The following is a 25,821-nucleotide window of genomic DNA, read 5'->3' on the forward strand; positions in this document are numbered from 1 at the left end:
TGTGATCGGACATGGCGGCGCTGCGCTTGCCCGCGCGGGCTGCGCCCTCTATCCCATCTCCAGCCCGGAACAGGCCGCAGGATCGCCGGCGGCAGAAGATCAAGGAACGGATTGCGATGGACAGGACGACCCGGCCGCTTGTGATTATCGCGGCATTTGCCGCAAGTCTGGCGATGGGACTTCTGGTGACGCTCTGGCTGATGGGCGGGCTGCCGCGCGCCGCGGCGCCTTCGGCGATCGGAGGGCCGTTCCGGCTGACCGATCAGGCCGGCCAGACGGTGACGGACAAGAACCTGCTTGGAAAGCCGAGCATCGTGTTCTTCGGCTTCACCCATTGCCCGGATGTGTGTCCGACCGCGCTGTTTGAAATGTCCGAAGTGCTGCGCGCGATGGGGACCGATGCCGACAAGGTCAATGCGTATTTTGTCTCGGTCGACCCCGAGCGCGATACGCCCGCGGTGATGAAGGACTACCTGTCCAGTTTCGATCCGCACCTCAAGGCGCTGACCGGAACGCCCGATGAAGTCGCCAAGGTGATCTCGGCCTATCGGGTCTATGCCAAGAAAATCCCGCTGAAGGATGGCGATTACACGATGGATCACACCGCGCTGATCTATCTGATGGACCGCAACGGACATTTCGTCCGTCCGTTCAACCTTAAGCGTACGCCTGAAGAGGCTGCAACAGAGTTGAAACGCTATCTCTGAACCCCGCTTCGCCGGGCTTTCTGGCCTTCACTCAAGGCCGCGATGCGGGAATGACGCGCGAGCCCGTGTTCGGTTTTCTCCCAGCGGTAGGGTTCGGTGAGAAACTGATAGAGCGCGCGCCACGCCGCGATGGACAGGCAGATCCAGTAAACGGGCGTGAGCGCGAGTATCCATGCTTCCGACAGCAGGCCTCGCTTCGCCAGTCCGATCAGGCCGATGATTGCCGTGGTCAGATAGCCTGCTGCAATCGTTGCGAGATACAGCCCGATAAACGGCTTCGCCAGGAACGGCGTCACGTTGCCGTCACACAGGCCTATCGCGCCGCGCAGAAGAATCTCGCCAAGCAGAAGCGGATGCGCGAGCGCCGTCAGGACATTTCCGCCGACGACGATATTGAGTGTAAAGAAGCCGCCGGGTCCTGCATCGCGCCACAAACGCCGCGGCCAGCGCATATGCACGCTCCATGTCTGCATCCAGCCCTTCATCCAGCGTGAACGCTGGCGCAGCCATGCGCCGAACCGTGCGGGCGCTTCCTCGTAGGTGGTCGATGGAAACATCACGGCGCGATAGCCAAATCGCGCGAGACGGAAGCCGAGGTCGGCATCTTCGGTGACATTATAGGGATCCCAGCCGCCGACCTCGCGCAGCACGCTTGTGCGGAAGTGGTTGGACGATCCGCCGAGCGGCAGCGGCATCTCGAAGTTGGAAAAACCCTGCAGGAAGACGTCGAACTGTCCGGCATATTCGGCAGTGAACATCCGCGGCAGCAAGCCGTCGGCGGTATTGTCGATGCACAGGCTTGCCTGCGCGCACACGACGTCCGGTTCGTGTGTGTCGAAGACCTCGAGAGCGCTGCGAAGCTGATCCGGATCGGGCCGGTCTTCCGCATCGAACACCGTGACGAAGGTGCCGCGCGCGAAGGTCAGCGCACAGTTGAGCGCTTTGGGTTTGGTCTTGGGTCCGGCGACCGGTGCGATTATGACCTGGACATGCGGCATCGGGCCGAGCCTTGCGATCGCCGCGCGCGTCTGCAGGTCGTCGGCTTCGATAACGAGTTTGATGTCGAGTTTTTCCGGCGGATAGTCGAGTTCATTGATGTGTTTCATCAGCGGCGCGACGGACGATGCTTCGCGGTAAAGCGCGGCGACTATCGTATAGACGGGGAGCTGGCTGTCGTGCAGGCGTGGCCGGCGCGGCCGGCGCGGCCGGCGTTTTGGCCGCGAGAGGCATCCGGCCAGCCGCAGGCTGGTGAACAGCAGAAACCAGATGGCGAGGATGACGCCGCAGATGTCGATCATCAGCATCGGGGCCAGCGTGAACAGCGCAGCGGGGCCGGCGAGCCGCAGGAGATAACGAAAGGCCCCGGATGCGCGGCGTTGCGACAGTGCGGCAGGCGCTGCCGACAAATCGGGGAAGCGCGCGGCGAGGCCATCTGCCGCGACTTGTGCCAGCACGTCACCGGCGCGGGTTTCGAGGAATGCGTTGAAACGCGGGATGGACACAAGGCGGAGACGCGGGCGCAGTGACGGATATTGCGCGATCAGCCGCGCAATGCGCCGTGCGCTGTATCCATGCGGCGCCGAGACATAGATCAGCTCGCCGTGTTGACGGATCGGCAAGAGTCCGTGCCGCGCGCACAGGTGAATTTCATTCAGGGGCAGCAGGCAGTCATCGGAAGTGATGTGTTCAAGGGCTTCGATGGCCACACCGGTGCCCGCGGCAAGGTAATCGAGATAGGCCTCTTCGCTGATCACGCCCGATTGAATCAGAACTCTATCGGCGCCGATACCGACATCGTCGCTGCGCCGCTCGGCCGCAGCCAGAACGCCGGGCGCCAGAACATGCTGCAGGCAGTCGAGTTCGGCGGCCGGGCCGGGCTCAAAGTAGCCGGGCCGGTTGTCGTTCTGCGATCGTGGAAATCCGAGAAAGCCGGCGAGCGATGCGGTCAGCGCTCGCGCGGTCGCGGTCAGGCTGGCAAATCGCTGCAGCCTCGGTTCACCGGCATCGTCCGCTTGCCCAGCCACGGTCATTTGACCGTTACCCCACGCCACAAACGCACTCGAATCGTCCCGCAGATGGTCTATAAGACCCGGCACGCGGAACCCCCAGCCAATGCAACCACAGATGGTACCTGTCTTCAATGTCCGATTGCGCCGAGCTGCCGGTGCAGCTTTGGGTATTGCTATGGCTGCGGCTGGATATCTGTTTGCGGCACAGGCATTGGCGCAGGGAACGGCACCGGCTGCTGCGGCCAAACCGGCGCAGGCCGCGATCCCGCAGCCTGCCGCGCCTCAGGCCGTGCCGGGGTTCTGGGATCCGCGGCGACGGCCCGACCGGCCGGATTTATCGCGCCTCACCGTCATTCGCTTTCTCACCGAAACGGACTATCCGCCGTTCAACTTTACCGGGCCTGACGGCAATCCCGCCGGCTTCAATGTCGATCTGGCGCGGATGATCTGCGAAGAGATCAAGGTGGCCTGCACCATCCAGATGCGCCGCTTCGAGACGCTGGTGGACGCGATCAACGGTAACCGCGGCGATGCCATCATTGCCTCGCTGGCGATCACGCCGCAGCTTCGCGCCAAGCTCGATTTCAGCGATCCTTACTATCGTTCTCCGGCGCGTTTCGTGTCGCGCAAGGATGCGGTGATGGCGGAAGTCCGTCCCGAATATCTCGAAGGCAAGAAGGTCGGCGCGATCGCAGGCTCGTCGCACGAGGCGTATCTGAAAGCCCTGTTTACCGACGCGCAGCTTGTCAGTTTTCCGAATGACGAGGCGCTGCGCCTTGCGCTGCGCCGGGGCGAGGTCGATTTCATCTTCGGGGATGCGATTTCGCTGGCCTTCTGGCTCAACGGCACCGATTCCGGCGACTGCTGCGCCTTCAGCGGCGGACCTTTCATCGAGAGCCGCTATTTCGGCGAAGGCGTCAGCATCGGCGTCAAACGCGGCAATGATGTGCTGCGCCAGGCGCTGAACTGGGCGATGTTCCGGCTCTGGGAAAAGGGCCGTTACACCGATTTGTGGCTGCGCTATTTCTCGGTCAGTCCGTTCTAACTTTCCGGATATCGGTCATGACTGTGACGCGAACGGCGAAACTCAAGCGGACCGCCGCGGCGCTTCTTGCGCTGCTGGGCTGGGCGACTCTCGTGTTTGGGTACGCGCGTTTCACGGGCGCCATGGGCGATCAGGGGATCTCATCCACAGAAGCGACGCTGCGCTTCTTCTCCTTTTTCACGATCCAGACCAACATTCTCGCCGCCCTGGTGCTGACGGCGTTCGCGATCAAGACCGGTCCCGAGGAGTGGCTGGTGCATCCCTTCGTACGTTCGGCGGTCGCCGCCTATATCGTGATGGTCGGTCTTATCTACGTCATGGTGCTGCGCCCGATCGAGCCGCCGCAGAATGCGACGTCGCTGACCAATATCGTGATGCATTACCTGATGCCGGTCGCCTATCTGCTGTTCTGGCTGACCTGCGTCCGCAAGGCGGGCCTGCGCTGGTACGATCCGCTGCTCTGGACCATCTATCCGCTGTTCTATCTCGGCTTCGTGCTCGTGCGCGGAAAGATGTCGGGGTTCTATCCATACCCCTTTATCGACGCCAAGACCTTGGGTTATGCAAGCGTTGCGGCTAATACAGCCGGATTGCTGGTCGTCTGCGCTGCGATCGGCATGTGCCTGGTGTTGATCGGCTGGTGGCTCGCGCGCCGCCAACCGGTCTGAACTGATCCCCGCGCGGAGATTCCTGATGTCCACTGAAATGCCCGTCACCGCGAGCGACCTGCGGGCGCTTGCCGAACAATCCAACGCCTGGCCGTTCGAGCAGGCGAAGCAGATTGTCGCGCGGTTGAAGAAAAATCCGAAGGACGAGGTGCTGTTCGAGACAGGTTATGGACCGTCGGGCCTGCCGCATATCGGCACCTTCGGCGAGGTGGCGCGCACCACCATGGTGCGCCATGCCTTCCGCGTGCTGACGGAAGACAAGATCAAGACGCGCCTTCTGGCGTTCTCCGACGACATGGACGGTCTGCGCAAGGTGCCGGACAACGTGCCGAACAAGGAGATGCTGGAGCAGGATCTCGGCAAGCCGCTGACGCAGGTGCGCGATCCGTTCGGCACGCATCCTTCTTTCGGCGAGCACAACAATGCGCGGCTGCGCGCGTTTCTCGATACGTTCGGTTTCGATTACGAGTTCGCCTCGTCGACGCAGTATTACAAGTCCGGCCGCTTCGACGCGACGCTGCTGAAGATGCTGCAGAACATCGACAAGGTGATGGCGATCATGCTCCCCTCGCTGCGCGAGGAGCGTGCGGCGACCTATTCGCCGTTTCTCCCGATCTCGCCGCGTACCGGCGTCGTGCTGCAGGTGCCGATTGTCGAGCATGACGCGAAGGCCGGCACGGTGTCTTACGACGATCCGGAGACCAGGGAGCGCGTCACCGTTCCGGTCACCGGCGGTCACTGCAAGCTGCAGTGGAAGCCGGACTGGGCGATGCGCTGGGTCGCGCTCGGTGTCGATTATGAAATGGCAGGCAAGGACCTGATCGACTCGGTCAAGCTGTCTGGCAAGATCTGCACCGCGCTCGGCGGCGTGCCGCCGGAAGGCTTCAACTACGAACTGTTCCTCGACGACAAGGGTCAGAAGATTTCCAAGTCGAAGGGCAACGGCCTCACCATCGACGAATGGCTGCGCTATGCCTCGCCGGAATCGCTCTCGCTGTTCATGTACCGCGAACCGAAGGCGGCCAAGCGGCTCTATTTCGACGTCATCCCGCGCAACGTGGACGACTATCAGCAGTTCATCGACGGCTATCCGCGTCAGGACGGCAAGCAGCGTCTGAGCAATCCGGTCTGGCATATCCATGCTGGCAACCCGCCGCTGGGCGACATGCCGGTGACGTTCCAGCTTCTGCTGACGCTGGTCTCATCGTCGAACGCGGAGAACGCCGAAACCCTGTGGGGCTTCATCGGCCGCTATCGTCCCGGCGTGACGCCGCAGACCCATCCGAAGCTGGATGCGATGGTCGGCTATGCGATCAACTATTATCGCGACTTTGTTGCCCCAACGAAGACCTTCCGCGAGCCGACCGAGAGCGAGCGCGTTGCATTGACTGATCTGCGCGATGCGCTCTCGCAGCTTCCGCCGGATGCGTCCGCCGAGGATATCCAGAACGTCGTTTATGAGATTGGCCGCCGCGAGCCGTTCCTCGATCACAAGAAGGCCGGCAAGGATGGCCGTCCCGGCGTGTCGCTGGACTGGTTCAACATGCTCTATCAGGTGCTGCTCGGTCAGGAGAAGGGTCCGCGGTTCGGCTCGTTTGTCGCTGTGTATGGTGTCGCGAATGCCATTGCGATGATCGACGGCGCGCTGGCGCGGAGCGCCGGCTGACATCCGCCAGGAGCACGGCATGTCCAGGGCGACGCGCGCCACGAAAATGCTGGAACAGGCCGGTGTCGCGTTCACGGTGCATACCTATGATTACGACGGCGATGCCGATCGGATTGGGCTGCAGGCCGCGGAGGCGCTCGGCGAACAGCCGGCGCGCGTGCTCAAGTCGCTGATGGCGCTGGTCGACGGCAAGCCGGTCTGCGTGATCGTTCCGTCCGATCGCGAAGTCTCGATGAAGAAACTCGCGGCGGCGTTCGGCGGAAAATCCGCGCAGATGATGAAGCCGGCCGACGCCGAGCGGCTGTCCGGCTACAAGGTCGGCGGCATCAGTCCGTTCGGACAATCGAGGCCGCCGCGCGCCGCTATCGAAGAGCAGGCGGTGGCGCATGATCTGGTTTACATCAATGGCGGGCAGCGCGGTCTGCAGGTGCGGCTCAATCCGCGCGATGCAGCGAAAGCGCTGAATGCGATTGTGGCGCCGCTGGTGGCGTGAGGCAGCTTCTTACTGGCTCGCCCACACAATACGCGCGATCCACTCCACGTTCTTGGCGTCGATGGTGCGGTCCTTGTGCGCCGGATTGAGCGACTGCAGTTCGATGACTTTCGCCGTGCGCCGCTTCAGTTCCTTGACCGTGACTTCTCCATCCTTGGTCTTGACCACCACGCGGTCGCCGCGGCGGATCGGCGAGCCGGGTGACACGATGATCACATCGCCATCGCGATAGGCGGGCTTCATCGAGTCGCCGGAAATCTCCAGCGCGTAGGCGTGTTCGTCGTTGACCGACGGAAGGCCGACCTCGTCCCAGCCCTTGCCGACCGGAAAGCCGCCATCGTCGAAATAGCCGCCCGCGCCAGCTTCGGCGAATCCGAGCAGCGGCACGGCCTGCACCGCGCGCGCGGTGTCTTCGATCAATTGCACGAACGTGTCGACGGTGGTGCCGGTCGCGGCCAGAGCCTTCGCGACCGACTCGGTCGAGGGCCAGCGCTCGCGCCCGTCCGGCGTGATGCGCTTCGACTTGTTGAAGGTGGTGGGATCGAGTCCCGCGCGCTTGGCCAGCGCGGATGCTGAAAGTCCTGCGCGTTCGGCGAGGCGATCGAGCGCATTCCAGATTTGATCGTGGGTCAACATGAGGGGGCCGGATGTCTGGCCCAGCCGACCGGACCGGGCAGTGAATTTTATCGGAAACTAGGAATTATTACCTTGAATCTCGCAACTCTGCAATGCATGGCGATCCTCTCAACGCTGCCCTTGAAGTGACCGGGCTGCGCCGATACGGTCTGTCGCGTATCCGCCCGAATATCAGAAAATCATCAACGATTTCAATAGCTAGCGAGAGTCATCCGCCGTGCCCGTGATTTACAAGATTTGTTCGGCCTCGGCCTGGCGCGAGGCCGAGCGGCAGGGCGCCTTTCGCGGCAGCGCGGACGACAAGCGCGACGGCTTCATCCATTTTTCCACGGCGTCGCAGCTCCCCGGGACGGTTGCGAAGCATTTCGCCGGCCAAAGCGGACTGTTCCTGATCGCGGTGGATGCGGATGCGCTGGGCGATGCCTTGCGATGGGAGCCATCGCGCGGCGGCGAACTGTTTCCACATCTCTATGGTGAACTCGACACCGGCGAAGTGACCGCAATTCATGATCTGCGAATGCGCTCGGACGGTTCGCACGACATTCCGGAGTTGGCCTCGTGATCCGCGCTTTCGATTCTCTCACCTTGCCGCTGTTGCGCCGTCTCGATCCGGAAGACGCGCACCGGCTGGCGATCGGCGGATTGCGGCTGTTGCCGCCGGGCAAGCCGCGCGCGAGCGATCCAAAACTGGCGGTGCGGGCCTTCGGCCTGAATTTTCCAAATCCTGTCGGCATGGCGGCGGGCTTCGACAAGAATGCCGAAGCGCCGGATGCACTGCTGAAACTCGGCTTCGGATTTGTCGAGATCGGCTCGGTAACGCCGAAGCCGCAGGAGGGCAATCCCCGCCCGCGCCTGTTCCGGCTGGAGCAGGATTCCGGCGTCATCAACCGGATGGGCTTCAACAACGATGGCGCGGAAGCCGTGCTGCGCCGTCTCGCCGCGCGGGCGCGCCTCGGGGGCATTGTCGGCGTCAATGTCGGCGCCAACAAGGATTCGGCGGACCGCACGGCGGACTATGTCCGGCTGATCGAACTGTTCGCGCCGGTGGCGAGCTATTTCACGATCAATATTTCGTCGCCGAACACGCCCGGCCTGCGCAATCTTCAACAGGCGGCGGCGCTGGACGACCTTCTCGCGCGCGTGATCGACGCACGCGAGCGCGTGCGCAAGAACGCCGGCGATTCGCCGCTGCTGCTCAAGATCGCGCCCGATCTCACGCTGCAGGAACTCGACGATGTGGTTCACATCGCGCGCTCGCGCCGCGTCGACGGCATGATCGTCGCCAACACCACGCTGTCGCGGCCCGCGTCCTTGCGTGAAACGGTGAAGGCGAAAGAGCAGGGCGGCCTGTCCGGGCGTCCGCTGCTGCGGCTGTCGACGCGCATGGTGGCGGAAACTTATGTGCGCGCCGAGGGCGCGTTCCCGCTGATCGGTGTCGGCGGCATCGACTCCGGCGGCGCAGCGCTGATGAAGATCCGCGCAGGCGCAACCCTGATCCAGCTTTATTCATCGCTCGTCTACAAGGGTCTCGGTCTTGTCGAGGACATCAAGGCCGATCTCGTGTCCACACTGCGGCGGACCGGGCGCGACAGTCTCACCGAAATCGTCGGCGCAGACGCCGCGACGATTACGGCGGAGCCCTGGCCGGAGTAAGCTGCGGCGCAGCCTCCCTGAAGGTGATCCGGGCCAGCGCAGGATAGCGCCAGGCCTGCAGCAGGCCGCGCGCCATGAAAAACACCAGAAGCGCACCCCATAATCCGCTGTTGCCGAACGGCAGCAGCAGCCACCATGCCGCAAGATAGATCGCGAAGGATGCGACCATCAGGTTGCGCATGTCCCGTGCCCAGGTCGCGCCGATATAGATCCCGTCAAAACTGTAGGCCATCACGCCGCACACCGGCGCCAGCGCGGCAAGCCACATGAAGTTGCGTGCGGCGACGCGGACCTCGGGGCTGGTGGTGATGGCGTCGATCAGCGGCGCACCAGCGACAGCGAAGATCAGCGTTACCGTCGCCCCGAATACAAAGCCCCAGAGCGTCACGAGTTTGACAGCCTGCGCGAAGCCTTGCCGGTCGCGCGCGCCGACGCTGCGCCCGCACAACTGTTCGGCGGCGTTCGCAAGACCATCGAGAAAGAACGATCCGATCAGGATAAAGTTGTTCAATACCGCGTTGGCGGCCAGCACGTTGTCGCCGGCGCGTGCGCCCTGCGCGGTGAAGAACAGGAAGGCTGCGATCAACGCCGCGGTGCGGATCATGATGTCGCGGTTGATCGCCAGCATGTGCAGGAGTTTGGTGCGATCAAGCAGCACATCGCGCGGCACATTCAAGCGTCCGCCGAGGCTGCGCCACGCCACAACAGCGCCTGCAAGCAACCCGACGGTTTCCGCGATGACGGCCGCGATTGCAGCGCCCGCGATACCCGTCCCGAGGCCGAGCACCAGCCAGGCCGTCAGCGCCATGTTGACCACGTTGATGATGACCTGAAGCGCCAGCGCCGTTCCGGTGCGCGCCTGTCCGACCAGCCAGCCCAGCAGCACATAGTTCGCCAGCACGAAGGGCGCGGACCACAGCCGGATCGCGAAATACTGGCGTGCCGCGCCGGTGACGGCGTCGCTGCCGCCCATCAGGCTGAAGATTAGCGCGGAGAGCGGCGCGTGCAAAACGATCAGCAGGATACCGACAAGAACTGCGATCAGCAGGGCGCGGGCGAGGACCGCGCGGATCTCGAGCCGGTCATCAGCGCCGACAGCCTGCGCGGTGAAGGCCACGGTCCCCATGCGCAGGAAACCGAACAGCCAGAACATGCAGTCAAAGACGATGGAGGCGATGGCGACGCCGCCGAGCAGATACGGCTCGCCGAGACGGCCCACGGCCGCGGTCGCGACGACGCCGAGAAACGGCGTCGTCAGATTGGCCAGCATTGCCGGCGCGGCGATGGCGAAGACGCGCCCGCTGGTGACCTGAAACGATCCGCTCAATCAGCGCGGCCGCTGGCTGCTGAACAGACGCGAGATCAGCCAGATCGGGATCACGATCACGGCGCCGAGCAGGAAGTAGCGCCACACGCCGTTGACGAAATCGAAGCCGAGATTCCAGACCCAGTCGATCAGGCGGCGGATGCTGTAGACGATGTTCCACGGATCGAAACCGATCGCGGCCAGCACGACGCCGACCAGCAGCGACAGCAGCACCAGCCGCAGCAGCACCGACAATGGCGAACCGCCCAGGAAGCGCGACAGGGCGTCGTCGTTTCTGGCTGGCAATTCCTTCACCTCGTCGGGCATCGTGGTCTCCTGCGTGAGTGCGTTATCGCACAATAGCACGCCAGATGGGGGACTGTCTTGTCGCCGTCAATGCCCGCCGGCAGCGGCGGATGAGAGAATTTTGCTCTCGGAGATTAACATCCGTTCAAGTGTGTCCAGCCGGTCGGCGTCGCGCGGCGGTTTGTCCCAGCGCAGGCGGCTGATGCGGGGGAAGCGCATGGCGACTCCGGATTTATGCCGCGCCGAACGTGCCAGCCCCTCGAATGCCACCTCGAACACCAGTCCCCGATCCGGCTCATGCACCACATGGCGCACCGGACCGAACTTCTCGGTGGTATGACGGCGCACGAAACGGTCGATTTGAATCAACTCCTCGTCTGTAAATCCGAAATAGGCTTTACCGACCGGGACGAGTTGTTCGACACCATCAATGCTGGTCCAGACGCCGAATGTATAATCGGAGTAGTATGACGAGCGTTTGCCGTGGCCGCGCTGCGCGTACATCAGTACAGCGTCGATAATGTGCGGGTCACGTTTCCATTTCCACCATTGTCCTTTCGGGCGGCCAGGCAGATAGGGTGCATCGCGCCGTTTCAGCATCACGCCCTCTACGGCTTCCGAGTTCTCTCCCGCCCCGGCGCTGGCTGGATTAGCGCGCGCGGCGGCAAGTTCATCCCAGCTTGTGAAGGGCACGCGCGGCGAGAGATCGACGCGCGGATCGGCAAGCTGTGCGACAAAGGCTTCGAGCTTTTCGCGCCGTTCGCTGAAAGTCAGCATGTGCAAATCATTCTCGCCGTCACTGAGCAGGTCGTAAGCGCGCAGATGGATCGGATAATCCTTCATCAGCTTCGGCGTCACGGATTTGCGGTTGAGCCGCTGCTGCAGGATGTTGAATGTCTGCACACGCCCCTCACGCAGCACCAGCAGTTCGCCGTCGAGTGCGCCGGGAAGGCGCAGCGACGGGAGAAGATCGGGAAAGCTTTTGGTGATGTCTTCGCCGGTCCGCGAATAAAGCCGCGTCACGGTGGTGCCGTTCTCGTCCAGCCCGCTCACCGCCTGTACGCGGATGCCGTCCCACTTCCACTCGGCGGTGAAATCCTCCGGCGCGAGATTGGCGAAATCGGTGTCCTCGATGGCATGCGCCAGCATCACCGGCCGGAACGGCGCAGGATCGCGATTGACCGGCTTGTCGGCGCGGCCCTCAAGCCATGCGAACAGGTCGAGATAGGGCGGCGCAAGCCCCGGCCAGATCAGTTCGACATCGTGGGCATCCTTGTCGCCGAGAGCCGCTGCCGCGGTTTTCGCCAGCCGCGCCGAAACACCGATGCGCAGCCCGCCCGTCACAAGTTTCAGAAGCGCCCAGCGTCCGGTCTCATCCAGTTCGTCCAGCCAGCGCACAAGCTGTGCAGGGATTTCCGTCTTTCCGAGCGTATTGAAAGTCGTGACGACTTCGGTGAGCGTCGGTGGCGGCGGCGAGTTGGTCGCGCGCCGGTCCGCCGGCCACATCAGCGCGACGGTTTCCGACAGGTCGCCGACATAGTCATAGGACAATGCAAACAGGGTCGGATCGGTGCGTGCAGCAATCAGGTCGCGAATAAGCCCGGCCTTGGCATGGCGAAACGACAGAGCGCCAGTCAGTGCAGCCAAGGCCCAGCCGCGATCGGGATCGGGCACCTCGCGAAAGTAGCTCGTGATCAGCCGCAGCTTGTTGTTGCGGCCGGGTTCATATGCGAGACGATCGAGCAGATGTGCGAAGCGGTTCATGACGCCGCCTCGTCAACGGCTACGCCTTCGTCTTCATCGCCATAGCCGACCAAGGCGAGCGGGCGTGCTTTCAGGCCTTTCGACTGGCACCAGTGGACCAGTGCATCTTCCTGGCCGTGGGTGACCCAGATTTCGCCTGCGCCGGTTGCATTAATGGTGGCGCAGAGGCCGTCCCAGTCGGCGTGATCGGAAATCACCAGCGGCAGTTCGATGCCTTTCTGGCGTGCGCGGGCGCGCACACGCATCCAGCCCGAGGCGAATGCGGCGACGGGATCGGGAAATCGTCGCGTCCAGATGTCGGTAATGGCCGAAGGCGGTGCGAGCGTGATCGTTCCCGCGAGATCGGCCTTCTTCATGCCCTTTGCCAGCCGCAACGCGCCAAGATCAATGCCGCGGCTTTCATAGTAGCGCGTGATTTTCTCCATCGCGCCGTGCAGGTAGATCGGCTCGTCGTAACCGGCTTCGCGGATCAATGCGATGACGCGCTGCGCCTTGCCAAGCGAATAGGCGCCGACCAGATGCGCGCGCTCGGGAAACAATGCGACCGACGCCAACAGTTTCTCGATCTCACCAACCGGATCGCTGTGACGAAAGACAGGAAGCCCGAAGGTCGCTTCGGTGATGAACACGTCGCAGGGCACGATCTCGAAAGGTGCGCAGGTCGGATCCGCCGTGTCCTTGTAGTCGCCCGACGCAACGATTCTGGTTGTGCCGTCGGTCACCGCGATCTGCGCCGATCCCAGCACATGGCCTGCCGGATGAAACGTGACGCTGACGCTTCCCAGTTTGACCGTTTCGCCATATGCAATGGCTTGCGTGCTGCCGGCGAAATTGTCGCCATAGCGCAGCCGCATCATGTCGAGGGTTTCCTGCGTCGCCAGCACCGCACCATGGCCGGGACGGGCATGATCCGAATGGCCATGGGTAATCAGCGCCCGCTCCACCGGCCGCACCGGATCGATATGAAAGCCGCCGGGCTTGCAGCACAGGCCGGCGGCAACAGGCATCAGGATGTCGTGCGGGCGCATATGCGGTATATAGTCACTCTCGAGCCGGGGAGGAGTCTGTTACATCCCGCGTGGCTCATTGCCGAGGTTCATTTCAAGTCCATGCCCGCCGCGTTGTTCCTGTCCTCCGGAAACCTGATTGCCGATCGCCGCTATGATTTCGGGCGCGACCTGCAGTTGCGCGGAGACCTTGCCGCCGCTGCCGACCTGATGGCGCAGGCCATTGAGCTTGAGCCGGGTTTCGCTTCGGCCTGGTTCGCGCTCGGCGATCTGCGCGAGCAATTGGGCCAGCGCGATGACGCGATTGCCGCTTTCATTCGCGCGCGGGATTGCGATGCGGAAGACCGCCATGGCGCCAAGGTGCGGCTGATGCGGCTCGGCGCGGAAAATCTCTCCACCATGCCACAGGGTTATGTGCGGGCGCTGTTTGACCAGTACGCGCCGCGCTTCGACAAGGTACTGGTCAACGATCTGGATTATCGCGGACCCGAGGTGCTGCTGAAGGCCGTGCTGGCGGCACGTCATGCGGCGAGGCTGCCCTCGCATTTCGCGCGCGCCATCGATCTTGGCTGCGGCACCGGACTGGTCGCGCGCGAGTTCGCTTCGCTGGTGGACGAGTTCATCGGCGTCGACCTGTCGCCAGGCATGATCGAGCGTGCCCGTGCCACCGGCCTCTACGTACGTCTCGATGTCGCCGACATGCAGCAGGGACTGTCCGCCGAAGCGGATTCCGGCGCAGACCTGATCCTCGCGGCGGATGCCTTTGTCTACGTGCCGGAGCTGGATGCGTTGTTGCGCGAAGCGGCGCGCGTCCTGAAGCCGAAGGGCCTGCTCGCGTTCACGGTGGAAACGCACAGCGGCGATGGCGTCATTCTCGGGGCCGGGCTGCGCTATGCCCATGGCGAGGCCTGTCTGCGCGGCGCTTTGGCCGATGCCGGACTGGTGTCCTGCGCCATTGCCTCGGCTTCAACCCGCATCGAGGCGGGGGAGGATGTTCCGGGCCTCGTGGTCACGGCGAGCAAGGCATAAGCCGCCATTCCGCATCCGCAACATCAGCGTAGCGACAAAACGCAAGACAGGCGCGGAAGGCCTGCCAGCATCCGCCCCGGCCGCGCGGTCCGGCGGATCGCCGATCCCGGCTGCAAAAGGCCCCAAAAACAGACCCGACGAAGGCCTTCGGAACAATCGAGGAGACAACATAAAAATGAAAACCACATCTTTTGCCATTGCGGCGGCTTTCGCGGCGACCGTTTTGATGGGTACTTCCGGCGCGCAGGCCCAGAAGAAATACGATCCGGGCGCGAGCGACACCGAGATCAAGCTCGGCCAGACGGTGCCGCATTCGGGACCAGGATCGCTCTATGGCGTGATCGGCCGCACCCAGGCGGCGTATTTTCAGATGCTGAATGAAAAGGGTGGCATCAACGGGCGCAAGATCACCTTTCTGACGCTGGACGATTCCTACAGCGCACCGAAGACCGTCGAGGCGACGCGGCGGCTGGTCGAACAGGAAGAAGTGCTGGCGCTGTTCGGCTCGCTTGGCACCGGACCGCAGACCGCCGTGCAGAAATATCTCAACAGCAAGAAAATCCCGCAGCTTCTTCTGAACACCGGCGCGGGACGCTGGAACGATCCGAAGAATTTCAAATGGACCACGCCGGGTCTGCCGCTCTATCCGACCGAGGGACGTATTCTCGCGCGCTATCTGTTGCAGAAGAAGCCCGAGGCAAAGGTTGCCATCCTGTACCAGAACGACGAGTTCGGCCGTGATTACATGAATTCGTTCAAGGAGATTCTGGCGGAAGCCGGCGGCAAGGCGAAGGTGATCGCGGAAGCATCCTACGATCTCACCGATCCGACCATCGATTCGCAGATGATCAATCTGTCGAAGTCCGGCGCCGATGTTTTCTACAATATCTCCACCGGCAAGGCGACGTCGCAGTCGATTCGCAAGGTGGCGGAACTCGGCTGGAAACCGCTCCATCTGCTGGTCAGCACGTCGAGCGGCCGATCGATTCTCAACGCCGCCGGCACTGAAAACGCCGTGGGCATCGTCGCTGCGAGTTACACCAAGGAGGTCGGCAGCCCGAAATGGGCGAACGATCCCGACGTGAAGGGCTTCCAGGAACTACGGACCAAATATCTGTCGAACGTCGATCAGGACAACACCATCGCGTTCCAGGGCTATTCGCAGGCCGTAACGATGGCGCGGATCCTCGAGAAATGCGGCGATGAACTGACCCATGAGAACGTCCTGAAGCAGGCCACCAATCTGGCCGGTTACAAGGCGCCGATCTTCCTGCCGGGCATCACCTACGCCACGTCGCCGGACGATTACTCGCCGATCAAGACGCTGTTCATCGGTGTCTTCAATGGCAAGGACTGGGATCTGTCCGACAAGCCGGTCAGCCAATGAGGGATCGCGGCGGAGACGGATCATCCGTCTCCGCTCTCGACCCGAGGCCTGCGACGTCTTACCTCTAGGGCGTGGACACCAAGGCCCCGACATCGCCCGATCTTTTGCCCGAGATTTTCCGCGACTGGTTTACCGCGCGGGGCTGGTCGCCGCGCGCGCATCAGCTCGATCTGCTGGCCAAGGCGCAGCAGGGCAGGTCCGCGCTGCTGATCGCACCCACCGGCGCGGGCAAGACGCTGGCGGGATTTCTGCCGACACTGGTGGAACTGGGCAGGCCACAGCCGAAATCCGCAAAGATGCTTTCGACCGGGCGCAGCATTGCGCGCACCGGCGGTTTGCATACCCTTTATATCTCGCCGCTGAAGGCTCTGGCGGTGGACATCGCGCGCAATCTCGACAAGCCGGTTGCCGACATGAAGCTGCCGGTTCGGGTGGAAACCCGCACCGGCGACACGCCGGTGTCGCGGCGCCAGCGCCAGCGGCGCGATCCGCCGGATATTCTGCTGACCACGCCGGAGCAGCTTGCACTGCTGCTGTCATCGGATGATGCGCCTTATCTGTTCTCGTCGCTCAAGCGCATCGTGCTCGACGAACTGCATGCCCTGGTGACATCCAAGCGCGGCGATCTCCTGTCGCTCGGTCTTGCGCGGCTGTGGCGGCTGGCGCCGCAGGCGACGACGGTCGGATTGTCCGCGACGGTCGCGGAGCCGGACGATCTGCGGCGCTATCTGATGCCCCAGGCGGATGGCATCGCGCGGATGGCCGATCTTGTGATCGCGGATGCCGGCGCCGCGCCCATTGTCGAAATGCTCGACACAAAAGAGCGGCTGCCGTGGGCGGGGCACATGGCGCGTCATGCGCTCGGCGAGATTTACGATCTGGTCAAGGCGAACAAGACCTCGCTGATGTTCGTCAACACCCGCGCGCAGGCCGAGATGCTGTTTCAGGACCTCTGGCGCATCAACGACGACGGTCTCGCGATTGCGCTCCATCACGGCTCGCTCGATGTGGCGCAGCGCCGCAAGGTCGAGGATGCTATGGCGGCGGGAAAGCTGCGCGGCGTGGTCTGTACCTCGTCGCTCGATCTCGGCATCGACTGGGGCGATATCGACCTCGTCATCAATGTCGGCGCGCCCAAAGGTGCGTCGCGCCTGATGCAGCGGATCGGCCGCGCCAATCATCGTCTCGATGAACCGTCACGCGCTGTCATGGTGCCGGCCAATCGTTTCGAGGTGCTGGAATGCCGCGCGGCCATCGACGCGGTGGCGGAGAATGCGCAGGACACCCCGCCGCAGCGCACCGGCTCGCTCGACGTGCTGGCGCAGCACATTCTCGGCTGCGCCTGCGGCGAGCCATTTCTGGCCGATGCGCTTTATGAAGAGGTGCGCAGCGCGGCGCCGTACATGGACCTTTCGCGAAGCGATTTCGACGATGCCGTCGATTTCGTCGCGACCGGCGGCTACGCGCTGAAAAGCTATGAACGCTTCGCGCGCATCAAGCAGGACAAGGCTGGCCGCTGGCGGGTGACCAATCCGAAGGTGCGCCAGAGCTATCGCCTCAATGTCGGCACCATTGTCGAAGAGCCGATGCTGAAGGTGAAGCTGGTGCGCGGGCGCGGCAAGAGTTCGGGCTCGACCGGCGTGATCGCGCGGGGCGGACGGATGCTCGGGCAGATCGAGGAGTACTTTATCGAAGGGCTGGTGCCCGGCGACACCTTCGTGTTCGGCGGCGAGGTGGTGCGTTACGAAGCCCTGATGGAAGACGAGGTTTATGTTTCGCGTAGCAACGACGCCAATGCCAAGGTTCCGTCATACATGGGCGGCAAGTTTCCGCTCTCGACCTATCTTGCCGAGCGCGTGCGGCTGCTGCTCGCGGATCAGCGGGCCTGGAAGGGATTGCCGGATCAGGTGCGCGAATGGCTGTCGCTGCAGGCGGCATTTTCCCGCGTGCCCGGGCCGCGCGAACTGATCGTCGAAACATTCCCCCGCGCGGATAAGCATTACCTTGTCTGCTATCCGTTCGAGGGCCGCCTTGCCCATCAGACGCTTGGCATGCTGCTGACGCGGCGGCTGGAACGTGCGCGGGCCAAACCGCTCGGGTTTGTGGCCAATGAATATGCGCTGGCGGTGTGGTCGCTCGGCGACATGTCGTCGATGATCCGGGGCGGGCGGCTCAATCTGGACGCGCTGTTCGATGCCGACATGCTGGGCGACGATCTCGAAGCCTGGCTTGCGGAATCGGCGCTGATGAAACGGACCTTCCGCACCTGTGCGGTGATCTCCGGCCTGATCGCGCGCCGGTTCACCGGCGAGGAAAAATCGCGGCGGCAGGTGCTGTTCTCGACGGATCTCGTCTACGACGTGCTGCGCAAGCATCAGCCGGACCATGTGCTGCTGCGTGCGGCGCGCGCAGACGCTGCGACCGGCCTTTTGGATATTCGCCGTCTCAGCGATATGCTGATCCGGATCAAGGGCCGAATCACACACAAGGAACTCGACCGGGTGTCCCCGCTCGCGGTGCCGGTGATGCTGGAAATCGGCCGCGAAGCGGTTTATGGCGAAGCATCGGACGAGTTGCTGGCGGAGGCCGCCGAGGAACTGGTCAAAGAGGCGATGCCGCCCAATTGAGATCGAAACGAAATGCAAGGCACACAGGCGGCAGAGCAGGTTCCGGAAGTGACTGTCGCCGGCGTGACCTTCACCGCTGACCTTGTGGGCGCGTTGTTCTGGGAAGAGGAGCGGCTGCTGGTCGTTTCCGATTTGCATCTGGAAAAGGGATCGAGCTTCGCACAACGCGGCGTGCTGTTGCCGCCGTTTGACACCGCTGCGACGCTGGCGCGATTGGGGGCGGTGATCGCCCGGCATGATCCCCGCACCGTCATCGCCCTTGGCGACAGTTTCCATGATCGCGAGGCGCATCAGCGACTGTCGTCCGACGATCGCGACGCGCTCGCTGGACTGCAGGCGCGGCGTGACTGGATCTGGATTTCCGGCAATCACGATCCGGCCCTGCCGCGCGATTTCGGCGGCACCGTCGCGGACGAAGTTGCCATCGGGTCGATTGTGTTTCGCCATGAGCCGACCGGTGCGGTCGGCGAAATCGCCGGTCATCTTCATCCCAAGGCACGGGTGTCGACGCGCGGACGTTCGGTCGAGCGGCGGTGTTTCGCCAGCGACGGGGAGCGGGCTGTGATGCCGGCATTTGGCGCGTATACCGGCGGTCTCAGCATTCGCGACGTGGCTTTCGCGGCGATCTTCCAGACGCTGGCCTTCACCGCGCATGTGCTGGGCGACCGCAAGGTCCACAGCATCGCGGCGGCGCGGTGTTATTGAAAACCCGGATTTGATCTGCGCCATGGATGGCCGACGCCGGTTCTGTCAGATGTCACGGAACCGCAGCGGATGAAGGCGGTTGTCGGTCGCGGCTGGGCACAGGCATGACACGCCACAAGGTCGACCATCGAAAGACAGCGCCCGCGGACAGCGGGGCGCACCATGAGAAGAAGCCCGAGCCGTTCAGCGTGCGGGGGTTTCTCAAAACCCTCGGCCCCGGGCTCGTCACCGGCGCGTCGGACGACGATCCCTCCGGCATCGGCACCTATAGCCAGGCGGGCGCGCAGCTCGGCTATGGCATCGGCTGGACCATGCTGCTGACATTCCCGCTGATGGTGGCAATTCAGGAAATCTCCGCGCGTGTCGGGCGCGTTACCGGGCGTGGCATTGCCGGAAATGTCTGCCGGCTCTATCCGGCCTGGGTTCTAAACGTCATCGTGGCGCTGCTGTTCATCGCCAACACAATCAACATCGGGGCCGATCTCGCCGCGATGAGCGACGCGCTGAAACTCCTGATCGGCGGCCCCGGCTTTCTGTACGTGCTGGTGTTCGGCATGGCCTCGACCGCGGCGCAAATTTTTCTCGATTACCGGCGCTACAGCGCGGTGCTGAAATGGCTGACCCTCAGCCTGTTCTCCTACGTGGCGGCGCTTGCCGTGACGAAAGTCGCATGGGCCGATGCGTTGCGCGGCATTGGCATTCCGCATGTGCAGTGGACCTCCGCATTTCTGACCACACTGGTCGCCATCCTCGGCACGACTATCTCGCCCTATCTGTTCTTCTGGCAGGCGTCGCAGGAAGTCGAAGACCAGAGGGTTGATGCCAGAAAGCAGCCTCTGGCGGAAAAGCATTATGGCGCGCAACGGGAGTTTCACCGCATCCGCGCCGACACCATTGTCGGAATGGCCTTCTCGAACCTGATTGCGATCTCGATCATCATCACGGCGGCGGCGACGCTGAATGCAACCGGAAAGACCGATATCGAGACCTCGGCGCAGGCTGCTGAAGCACTGAAGCCGATTGCGGGAAATTTTGCCGAATTCATTTTCGCTTTGGGCATCATCGGCACCGGCCTGCTGGCCGTGCCCGTGCTTGCCGGGTCTGCTGCCTATGCCATCGGCGAAGGCCGCAGATGGCCTGTCGGACTTGCGCGCAAGCCGCGTGAAGCTGCCGCGTTTTATGGCGTGCTGGCACTGTCGGCGGGCATCGGCATTGTCGTGAACCTGACACCGATCGACCCCATCTCGGCGCTCTACTGGAGCGCAGTGATCAACGGGGTGCTCGCGGTACCGGTGATGATCCTGTTGATGCTTGTCGCCCGCCGCCGCGATGTGATGAGCAAGTTTGTCGTCAGCGGGCCGCTCTACTGGCTGGGATGGCTGTCGACAGCGACGATGGGCGCGTGCGTGATCGCGATGGCTGCCGGATTTATCCTCTAGTCCCTGCGGAAGATGATGGAGGCGAGCCATCCGGTCATGATCGCCATCATCGCGGTGGCAAGTCCGTAGAGCAATCCGTGGTAGCGCGCCGAATTGGCGACGAACTGTTCAAAGCCGACCTTGACGATCTCGAAGGCGGTTTCCGTCTTTGCGATGAACGCGCCATTGGCGAACAGCTTGATGTCGATGGTGTAGGTTCCGGTCGTCACTTCGGCAGGCAGCGGAATGCCGGTGCGGAACAGGGTCGGCGTCAGGAAGGTCAGCGCGCTGGTCTGCTCGCGGTAAAGCCCGTGCTCGGTGCGCAGCCGCACGAAGGATGAGCGAAACGGATCGCTGGCGACCGTGTTGGCGATATCCGGCCCCATGCGCTGCGGCAACTGATAGTTCGCCAGCCCCAGTTGCTGCCGCCGCTGCACGTCGGCGGCGGCGATATCGTCGATCGGGCGGTTGGCAAAAATGCCGAGATAGGACGGGACCTGGATGAACTCGCGCGAATCGACGTTGACCCAGATGCCGAGCTTGCGCTCCTTGCGGCGGGTGACCATGTCGGCGCGGGGGCCGGTGACGGTCACCACGATGTCATAGGCGGTGCCCGGCGGCTTCGATTTGCTGTCGCGCTCGATGGAGCCGAACAGCACCAGTTCCTCGCCGGAATAATTCGGCGTCACGGTGATGCGATGGTTGGACACCGAGACGATCAGGTTCTCCGCCCGTGCGGATGGCTCCGCCCCGGGCAGGAGCAGTAGCATCGCGGCGAGAATGAGTGCGCGCCGGATCATCCGCCGATTCCCAGATCGCGAATGGAATAGAGTTCGCCCGGCCGGATCACCAGTTCGACGGCAAAGCGGATGCCGACCGACAGAACCAGAAGTCCGAGCAGCAGCCGCAGATGTTCGCCGCGGATGCGCTGGCCGGCCCGCGCGCCGAACTGGGCGCCGAACACGCCGCCGACCATCAACATCAGGGCGAGCACGGCATCGACCAGATGATTGGTGAGCGCGTGCAGGATCGTTGCCACCACCATCGTCACCAGCGTCAGGACCATCGCCGAGCCGATGACGGTGAAGGTCGGAACCCGCAGCACGTAGATCATGATCGGGATCAGAAGAAAGCTGCCGCCCACGCCCATGATCGCGCCGAGAAAGCCGACAAAATAGCCTACCGCGATCACCGGAATGACGGACAGGTAAATTTTCGAGCGCTTGAAGCGCATCTTCAGCGGCAGGCCGAGGATCCATCCCTGCGCCCGCACGCGGCGCGTGACGGACGTGTTGCCGCCCCGTGAGCGGAGAATGGCGCGCAGGCCTTCCAGAAACATCAGCGAGCCGACGCCGGTCAGCAGCACGACGTAGGAGAGTGCGATGATCAGGTCGAGTTGTCCGACCGAGCGCAGCAGCGAGAAAATCCAGACGCCCGACGCGGTGCCGGCCACGCCGCCGCACAACAGCACCAGACAGAGAGCGGGGTCGATTGCCCGCTTGCGCCAGTACGACAGCGCGCCGGAGAACGAGGAGGCGGCCATATGGCTGGACACCGAGGCCACCGCCACGGCGGGAGAAATGCCGAGGAAGATCAGGAGCGGCGTCATCAGGAAACCGCCGCCGATTCCGAACATGCCGGACACGAATCCGACCGCAGCGCCTAGCCCCAGGATGAGGAACACGTTGATCGGGATATCGGCGATCGGGAGGAAAAGCTGCACGCGGGTTCGCTTGATTTTGGCGCGAGGTCCGGTGCGCCCGCGCGGGTTTGAGCTGCCGCGCCGCGGATGAAGCGCCGCGTCTCTGCTTACCCGAAAACGCCGCCGGTGGGGTTAAAGATTTGGCCTGCGGTCCGCAATGCCTGGTGATTTGACGGCGGTGTCGGCTGTTAATCTTAACACCGCGATATGGGAAGCTGCCGCCGTCGCGGCGCATCGGCGCCGTCACCGGGCTTCAGTAGGACGCGCTCTTGATGGCGTTTTTCGCGGCGGCCCTTGCCCCGGGCTTCGCGGCGGGCTTGGCCGTTTTCGCCGGCGCCGCGGCATCCCATCCGCCAGCAGGCGCGCCGTTGGCTGTCGCCTCGTCGGGCTGCGCCTCGGCGACGAAGGTCTGTGTCGCGAGCTTTGCCGCAGCCAGCGACTGGGCATCGAGACGCTTGGCGATATCGTCGCGCTTGCGGCCTGAATCCGCATCGCCCTGCGCGGCGGCCAGGCTGAACCACTTGTAGGACTCGGCAAGATTCTGTTCCACGCCGATCCCGCGGGCGTAGAGAATGCCGAGATTGAACTGGCTGTCGGCGATGCCCCGTTCGGCCGCCTTGCGGAACCATTGCGAGGCGCTCTTGTAGTTCGGGCCGGCGCCGCCGCCATCGGCGTCGAGCACCGCGAGATTGTGCATGGCCTTGGCGCTGCCCTTCTCGGCGGCATCAAGGTAGTACCGGCGTGCCGTGTCGATGTCCTTCTTGAGGCCGAGGCCCTTTTCGTAAAGCGTTCCGAGCCGGAAGGTCGCCGGAACGATGCCATTGTGGGACGCGCGTTCGTACCACTTCGCAGCAGTCGCATAATCCTGCGCGACCCCTCGGCCTTCGGCATAGCGGATGCCGATCTCGAAGGCCGCGCCGGGATCGCCCTTGTTGGCGGCGGCGCGCAACGTGGTGCTGCCGATCGACTCGGGCAGCGCGTCGTTGACCGGCGTGAACTTGATCTTCGCCTTCTCTTTCACCGGAGCAGGCAGCGCGGCGGGTGCGGGTTCCACCGGCGTGGCGATCGAACCCGTGACGTCGGGGGCAACGGGCGCTGCCGCAGGGAGAGGCGCGGCGACCGGCTCAACCGGTGTTGCAGCCGGAATCGCAGGCATCTGCGGCACCGAAATGATCTGCGGTCCGCTCATGGGCGACTGGCGGGTCAGCAGCGTCGGCGACGTCATCGACGGCGTGATCGCAGGCGAGGCATCGGAGCGCGGTCCGTTTTCCGGCGCAGGCGGCGGAGCCGGTGCGACATTGGACTCCGCCGGAAGCGAGCTGTTGTCGCCGCTGTAGTTGTTGAGCAGGTTCATGCCCATCTTGACCGTGCCGAGCACGATCACCACGACGCTTGCGCCCACCAGCAGGGCGCGAATCTTCGACGATAGCCCCGAGTCGCCCGCCGTCACCGCCTTGGCGGCGTTGCGTGCGGCATCGTTGAGCGCGGTGACGCGGTTCTGCTTCGGCCCCGGCGCGGGAGGTGCCGCGGCGGCAGCCTGCGCGGCGCGCCGTGCGGCCTGAATGAAGTTGGCCGAACTGACCGGCTCCTGCTTGCCGGCGGAAATCTCGTTCAGCACGTCTTCGGATGCTGCGATCCGCTCCGATGGGCTGGAGCCGGATCGCCCCTGCATCCGGGTGCCGGGCTCAAGGGGATGATCCGGCGGCAGGCTCGGATCAATCGGGCTCCGCGGTGTGGGAGGCGGGCGCACGGCGGCGACCGGCGGCGCGGCTTCCGGGGCGTCGTAGGATGGCGCGAGCGCGGGAGCCTGAACGACAGGGGTCGCGGCCGACGCCGGTGCGCGCGCGATCGGAGCCTGGGCCGCAGCCGGATTCGGCATTTCCGGACGCGGCACCGGCGCGAACGAACTGGCCGAACGCGGCGGCTCTGGTGTGTAGGTTTCGCGCGCGCGAGGTTCGGCCATCGCAGGCGGTATGTCGCGTGGGGCGGGCGCGGCGCGTGCGTTGCGCAGGTCGCCCTCGATCTGGGTCAGGCGATCGACCACATGGCCGAGCGTGTTGTGAACCGCCTCGAGCGAATCTTGGGTAGTCCGGTTGGTTTCCGACTGGCTGAAGCGGATATCGGAGAGTTCGCGCTTGATGGTGTCCACCACCTCGCCATCCATCGGCGATACGGCGCGCAATCCCTGATCGGCGCTGGCGCCGCGCTGGCTCTCAAGATGCCGCAGGATGTCGGACAGGCCTTCCTCGACCCGCGAAAGATTCCCGCCGCGCGGGTCCGCCATTTCCAGCCGCTCGAGCAGATGATGCACACGCTGCTCGACATGGTTGAGGGAGGCGGAACTGTCATTGCCGACCTGAAGATTGTCGAGCCGGTCCGAAATGGTCCGCACCGCATTGTCGAAGTACACGGTATCGCCGACGGCGGGCCGGTCGCGCTGCTCGAGCGCAGTGGTCAGCACCGCGATGCGCTGTTCGAGCGCGGAGAGGATGTCGTTGTTGCCGCCTGCATGCGCCAGTTGATCGACCTTGGCTGAAAGACTCTGCACATGGCCTGCGAGTTCGTTCAGCGCCTCGTTCGATGCGACGCTGGAGACGATCCCCTTGAGCGCAGCGATGGCGTCTTCAAGCTGGCGGACCGTGGCAGGATCGGTGCTGGAGCGCACGATCATGTCGATCTTGCCGCCGAGATTGCGGATCGCGTCGTCGAATCCGGCCAGTTGCTCGGCAGGCTTCAGCGTGCGCAGTTCGCTGTAAATCTCGGACAGCGCGCGTTCGATGCCGGACAGGGCGCTGCTGTCGATCCCGGTGGAGCGGGTTTCGTCGATCCGCCGCCCCAGCGACCGGATTTCGCCTTCAAGGGATTCGATCGCGCGGCGCGGCATCGCCTCGGTGATGGCCTGGCGGATTTCGGCCAGTTCGCCCCGGAAGGCGGCGATCGACTGTTCGACGCCGTCGGGACGGCGGAGCGTTTCGATCTGGCTGGTGATCTGGGAGAGTTGCCGCTCCAGCCCGGAGAAGTCCGGCTGGATCGGCGGCGCATGACTGACGAAGGATGGCGGCGGCATCCGCGCCGCTGACGTCATCTGGCGCGGCGCCCCGTCAAGTTCGCCTTGCCGCGCGACGATTTCCGCGATGGAGAAATCCATCGGAGACATTGCAGGGGACGAGACCATCGGTGACGCAGCGGGCGGCGTCATGCGCGGGGCAGGCGCCGCGCGATAGGCCGGATTGGCCGAACCGTTTGAAATCTGCGACAGCCGGGCGTCGAGCCGGGAAATAGCGTCGTTGAGCTGGCGCGCCACGGCTGGCTCGCCCGCAGGTGCGCCGGGTGCACGCGAAATATGCTCGACCTGACGGGCGATGGAGTCGAGGCGGCGATGGATTTCGGCCACCTCCTGCGCCTCGCGGGAATTGCCGCCGGGGCTGCCGATTGCCGAATTCAACCAATCTCCCAAGGACATGCCGGCACGGCGCGCGGAGGCTTCGGCCCTTTCCCGGACCGATGGCTCAATGCCGTCCACACTCCACGATACGCGCGCTGTCATGCCCAGGTCCGGTCTCGGCTCCGGCTTCGGCCAGAGCGCTGCAGGCCCCCGCGTCCCTTTGAAGAGACAATCAAATTTCGGCGCGGGACGTCTGTTTCCAGACCTGACTTTTTCGCGTTACGGTAAATACCGGGTTAATGAAACGC

21 protein-coding genes are annotated in these 25,821 nt (G+C 63.8%); 12 read left to right on the forward strand and 9 right to left on the reverse strand.

From position 1 onward, the window contains the following. Positions 1 to 116 precede the first annotated feature (116 nt). Positions 117 to 707 (forward strand): SCO family protein, encoded by a 591-nt coding sequence (locus HMPREF9696_RS16825; RefSeq protein ID WP_002714241.1) that lies wholly within the window; start codon positions 117 to 119, stop codon positions 705 to 707. Here the strand turns inward: HMPREF9696_RS16825 and HMPREF9696_RS16830 are convergent. Further along, entirely contained in the window at positions 698 to 2,737 is a 2,040-nt protein-coding gene (locus tag HMPREF9696_RS16830; RefSeq protein ID WP_040301549.1) for a glycosyltransferase family 2 protein, read from the reverse strand. The genes HMPREF9696_RS16825 and HMPREF9696_RS16830 overlap by 10 nt on opposite strands. A 154-nt stretch (positions 2,738 to 2,891) precedes the next feature. Between HMPREF9696_RS16830 and HMPREF9696_RS16835 the strand changes: the two genes are divergently transcribed. Genes HMPREF9696_RS16835 through ybaK form a run of 4 tightly spaced genes read left to right on the forward strand, consistent with a single transcriptional unit; the run spans position 2,892 to position 6,588 of the window. Next, positions 2,892 to 3,761: a transporter substrate-binding domain-containing protein gene (locus HMPREF9696_RS16835; protein ID WP_002714243.1), complete on the forward strand. Its 870-nt coding sequence runs from the start codon at positions 2,892 to 2,894 to the stop codon at positions 3,759 to 3,761. Between the two features lie 17 nt (positions 3,762 to 3,778). Further along, complete coding sequence (locus HMPREF9696_RS16840; protein ID WP_002714244.1) at positions 3,779 to 4,429, forward strand: Pr6Pr family membrane protein; 651 nt, start codon at positions 3,779 to 3,781, stop codon at positions 4,427 to 4,429. 25 nt (positions 4,430 to 4,454) lie between these two features. Beyond that, positions 4,455 to 6,095, forward strand: a complete 1,641-nt coding sequence (locus HMPREF9696_RS16845; RefSeq protein ID WP_002714245.1) for a lysine--tRNA ligase — start codon at positions 4,455 to 4,457, stop codon at positions 6,093 to 6,095. A gap of 19 nt (positions 6,096 to 6,114) precedes the next feature. Beyond that, entirely contained in the window at positions 6,115 to 6,588 is a 474-nt protein-coding gene (gene ybaK / locus HMPREF9696_RS16850; RefSeq protein WP_002714246.1) for a Cys-tRNA(Pro) deacylase, read from the forward strand. Positions 6,589 to 6,597: 9 nt separating this feature from the next. Here ybaK and HMPREF9696_RS16855 read toward each other — a convergent pair whose 3' ends face one another. Next, positions 6,598 to 7,224, reverse strand: a complete 627-nt coding sequence (locus HMPREF9696_RS16855) for a S24 family peptidase (RefSeq protein ID WP_002714247.1) — start codon at positions 7,222 to 7,224, stop codon at positions 6,598 to 6,600. Positions 7,225 to 7,441: 217 nt separating this feature from the next. On the opposite strand from HMPREF9696_RS16855, the gene HMPREF9696_RS16860 reads away from it, so the two are divergent. Beyond that, positions 7,442 to 7,786, forward strand: coding sequence for a DUF952 domain-containing protein (locus tag HMPREF9696_RS16860; protein ID WP_002714248.1), 345 nt, complete (start codon positions 7,442 to 7,444; stop codon positions 7,784 to 7,786). Next, positions 7,783 to 8,877, forward strand: coding sequence for a quinone-dependent dihydroorotate dehydrogenase (locus HMPREF9696_RS16865; RefSeq protein ID WP_002714249.1), 1,095 nt, complete (start codon positions 7,783 to 7,785; stop codon positions 8,875 to 8,877). Before HMPREF9696_RS16860 ends, HMPREF9696_RS16865 begins: the two co-directional genes overlap by 4 nt. On the opposite strand, the gene HMPREF9696_RS16870 is transcribed toward HMPREF9696_RS16865, so the two are convergent. The 4 genes from HMPREF9696_RS16870 to HMPREF9696_RS16885 form a co-directional block, all read right to left on the reverse strand. Continuing rightward, positions 8,852 to 10,147: an MATE family efflux transporter gene (locus tag HMPREF9696_RS16870; RefSeq protein WP_002714250.1), complete on the reverse strand. Its 1,296-nt coding sequence runs from the start codon at positions 10,145 to 10,147 to the stop codon at positions 8,852 to 8,854. The genes HMPREF9696_RS16865 and HMPREF9696_RS16870 overlap by 26 nt on opposite strands. Before the next feature lie 57 nt (positions 10,148 to 10,204). Beyond that, complete coding sequence (locus HMPREF9696_RS16875; protein WP_002714251.1) at positions 10,205 to 10,510, reverse strand: DUF6460 domain-containing protein; 306 nt, start codon at positions 10,508 to 10,510, stop codon at positions 10,205 to 10,207. A 66-nt stretch (positions 10,511 to 10,576) separates the two neighbouring features. After that, positions 10,577 to 12,253 carry a cisplatin damage response ATP-dependent DNA ligase gene (locus HMPREF9696_RS16880; RefSeq protein WP_002714252.1) on the reverse strand — a complete coding sequence of 559 codons (1,677 nt, stop codon included), beginning with the start codon at positions 12,251 to 12,253 and terminating at the stop codon, positions 10,577 to 10,579. Next, positions 12,250 to 13,281, reverse strand: coding sequence for a ligase-associated DNA damage response exonuclease (locus HMPREF9696_RS16885; protein ID WP_002714253.1), 1,032 nt, complete (start codon positions 13,279 to 13,281; stop codon positions 12,250 to 12,252). Before HMPREF9696_RS16885 ends, HMPREF9696_RS16880 begins: the two co-directional genes overlap by 4 nt. Before the next feature lie 81 nt (positions 13,282 to 13,362). Here HMPREF9696_RS16885 and HMPREF9696_RS16890 point away from each other — a divergent pair, with 81 nt between their 5' ends. From HMPREF9696_RS16890 to HMPREF9696_RS16910, 5 genes are all read left to right on the forward strand, one after another. After that, positions 13,363 to 14,289, forward strand: coding sequence for a class I SAM-dependent DNA methyltransferase (locus HMPREF9696_RS16890; RefSeq protein WP_040301554.1), 927 nt, complete (start codon positions 13,363 to 13,365; stop codon positions 14,287 to 14,289). Between the two features lie 175 nt (positions 14,290 to 14,464). Beyond that, positions 14,465 to 15,676: an ABC transporter substrate-binding protein gene (locus tag HMPREF9696_RS16895; protein ID WP_002714255.1), complete on the forward strand. Its 1,212-nt coding sequence runs from the start codon at positions 14,465 to 14,467 to the stop codon at positions 15,674 to 15,676. Positions 15,677 to 15,747: 71 nt separating this feature from the next. Continuing rightward, positions 15,748 to 18,303, forward strand: coding sequence for a ligase-associated DNA damage response DEXH box helicase (locus tag HMPREF9696_RS16900; RefSeq protein WP_002714256.1), 2,556 nt, complete (start codon positions 15,748 to 15,750; stop codon positions 18,301 to 18,303). A 12-nt stretch (positions 18,304 to 18,315) separates the two neighbouring features. Further along, complete coding sequence (gene pdeM / locus HMPREF9696_RS16905; protein WP_002714257.1) at positions 18,316 to 19,008, forward strand: ligase-associated DNA damage response endonuclease PdeM; 693 nt, start codon at positions 18,316 to 18,318, stop codon at positions 19,006 to 19,008. Positions 19,009 to 19,112: 104 nt separating this feature from the next. After that, positions 19,113 to 20,447, forward strand: coding sequence for an Nramp family divalent metal transporter (locus HMPREF9696_RS16910; RefSeq protein WP_002714258.1), 1,335 nt, complete (start codon positions 19,113 to 19,115; stop codon positions 20,445 to 20,447). Here the strand turns inward: HMPREF9696_RS16910 and HMPREF9696_RS16915 are convergent. From HMPREF9696_RS16915 to HMPREF9696_RS16925, 3 genes are all read right to left on the reverse strand, one after another. Continuing rightward, positions 20,444 to 21,226: a TIGR02186 family protein gene (locus HMPREF9696_RS16915; RefSeq protein WP_002714259.1), complete on the reverse strand. Its 783-nt coding sequence runs from the start codon at positions 21,224 to 21,226 to the stop codon at positions 20,444 to 20,446. The two genes, HMPREF9696_RS16910 and HMPREF9696_RS16915, sit on opposite strands and share 4 nt — an antisense overlap. After that, a complete protein-coding gene (locus HMPREF9696_RS16920) occupies positions 21,223 to 22,149 on the reverse strand; it encodes a sulfite exporter TauE/SafE family protein (RefSeq protein WP_002714260.1) in 927 nt (308 codons plus the stop codon). Before HMPREF9696_RS16920 ends, HMPREF9696_RS16915 begins: the two co-directional genes overlap by 4 nt. Positions 22,150 to 22,381: 232 nt before the next feature. Next, positions 22,382 to 25,675: an SEL1-like repeat protein gene (locus HMPREF9696_RS16925; protein ID WP_002714261.1), complete on the reverse strand. Its 3,294-nt coding sequence runs from the start codon at positions 25,673 to 25,675 to the stop codon at positions 22,382 to 22,384. Between the last annotated feature and the right edge of the window lie 146 nt (positions 25,676 to 25,821).

The sequence above is a fragment of the Afipia clevelandensis ATCC 49720 genome (genome assembly GCF_000336555.1).
Lineage (GTDB): Bacteria > Pseudomonadota > Alphaproteobacteria > Rhizobiales > Xanthobacteraceae > Afipia > Afipia clevelandensis.

What these genes read in the sequence shown, in the direction of transcription:
- HMPREF9696_RS16835 (WP_002714243.1), top strand. Translation starts at nt 2,892, where the DNA reads ATGGCTGCGGCTGGATATCTGTTTGCGGCACAGGCATTGGCGCAGGGA.
- HMPREF9696_RS16840 (WP_002714244.1), top strand. Translation starts at nt 3,779, where the DNA reads ATGACTGTGACGCGAACGGCGAAACTCAAGCGGACCGCCGCGGCGCTT.
- HMPREF9696_RS16880 (WP_002714252.1), bottom strand. Translation starts at nt 12,253, where the DNA reads ATGAACCGCTTCGCACATCTGCTCGATCGTCTCGCATATGAACCCGGC.
- HMPREF9696_RS16855 (WP_002714247.1), bottom strand. Translation starts at nt 7,224, where the DNA reads ATGTTGACCCACGATCAAATCTGGAATGCGCTCGATCGCCTCGCCGAA.
- HMPREF9696_RS16910 (WP_002714258.1), top strand. Translation starts at nt 19,113, where the DNA reads ATGACACGCCACAAGGTCGACCATCGAAAGACAGCGCCCGCGGACAGC.
- HMPREF9696_RS16875 (WP_002714251.1), bottom strand. Translation starts at nt 10,510, where the DNA reads ATGCCCGACGAGGTGAAGGAATTGCCAGCCAGAAACGACGACGCCCTG.
- ybaK (WP_002714246.1), top strand. Translation starts at nt 6,115, where the DNA reads ATGTCCAGGGCGACGCGCGCCACGAAAATGCTGGAACAGGCCGGTGTC.
- HMPREF9696_RS16830 (WP_040301549.1), bottom strand. Translation starts at nt 2,737, where the DNA reads ATGACCGTGGCTGGGCAAGCGGACGATGCCGGTGAACCGAGGCTGCAG.
- HMPREF9696_RS16895 (WP_002714255.1), top strand. Translation starts at nt 14,465, where the DNA reads ATGAAAACCACATCTTTTGCCATTGCGGCGGCTTTCGCGGCGACCGTT.
- pdeM (WP_002714257.1), top strand. Translation starts at nt 18,316, where the DNA reads ATGCAAGGCACACAGGCGGCAGAGCAGGTTCCGGAAGTGACTGTCGCC.
- HMPREF9696_RS16890 (WP_040301554.1), top strand. Translation starts at nt 13,363, where the DNA reads ATGCCCGCCGCGTTGTTCCTGTCCTCCGGAAACCTGATTGCCGATCGC.
- HMPREF9696_RS16845 (WP_002714245.1), top strand. Translation starts at nt 4,455, where the DNA reads ATGTCCACTGAAATGCCCGTCACCGCGAGCGACCTGCGGGCGCTTGCC.
- HMPREF9696_RS16925 (WP_002714261.1), bottom strand. Translation starts at nt 25,675, where the DNA reads ATGACAGCGCGCGTATCGTGGAGTGTGGACGGCATTGAGCCATCGGTC.
- HMPREF9696_RS16915 (WP_002714259.1), bottom strand. Translation starts at nt 21,226, where the DNA reads ATGATCCGGCGCGCACTCATTCTCGCCGCGATGCTACTGCTCCTGCCC.
- HMPREF9696_RS16885 (WP_002714253.1), bottom strand. Translation starts at nt 13,281, where the DNA reads ATGCGCCCGCACGACATCCTGATGCCTGTTGCCGCCGGCCTGTGCTGC.
- HMPREF9696_RS16870 (WP_002714250.1), bottom strand. Translation starts at nt 10,147, where the DNA reads ATGCTGGCCAATCTGACGACGCCGTTTCTCGGCGTCGTCGCGACCGCG.
- HMPREF9696_RS16825 (WP_002714241.1), top strand. Translation starts at nt 117, where the DNA reads ATGGACAGGACGACCCGGCCGCTTGTGATTATCGCGGCATTTGCCGCA.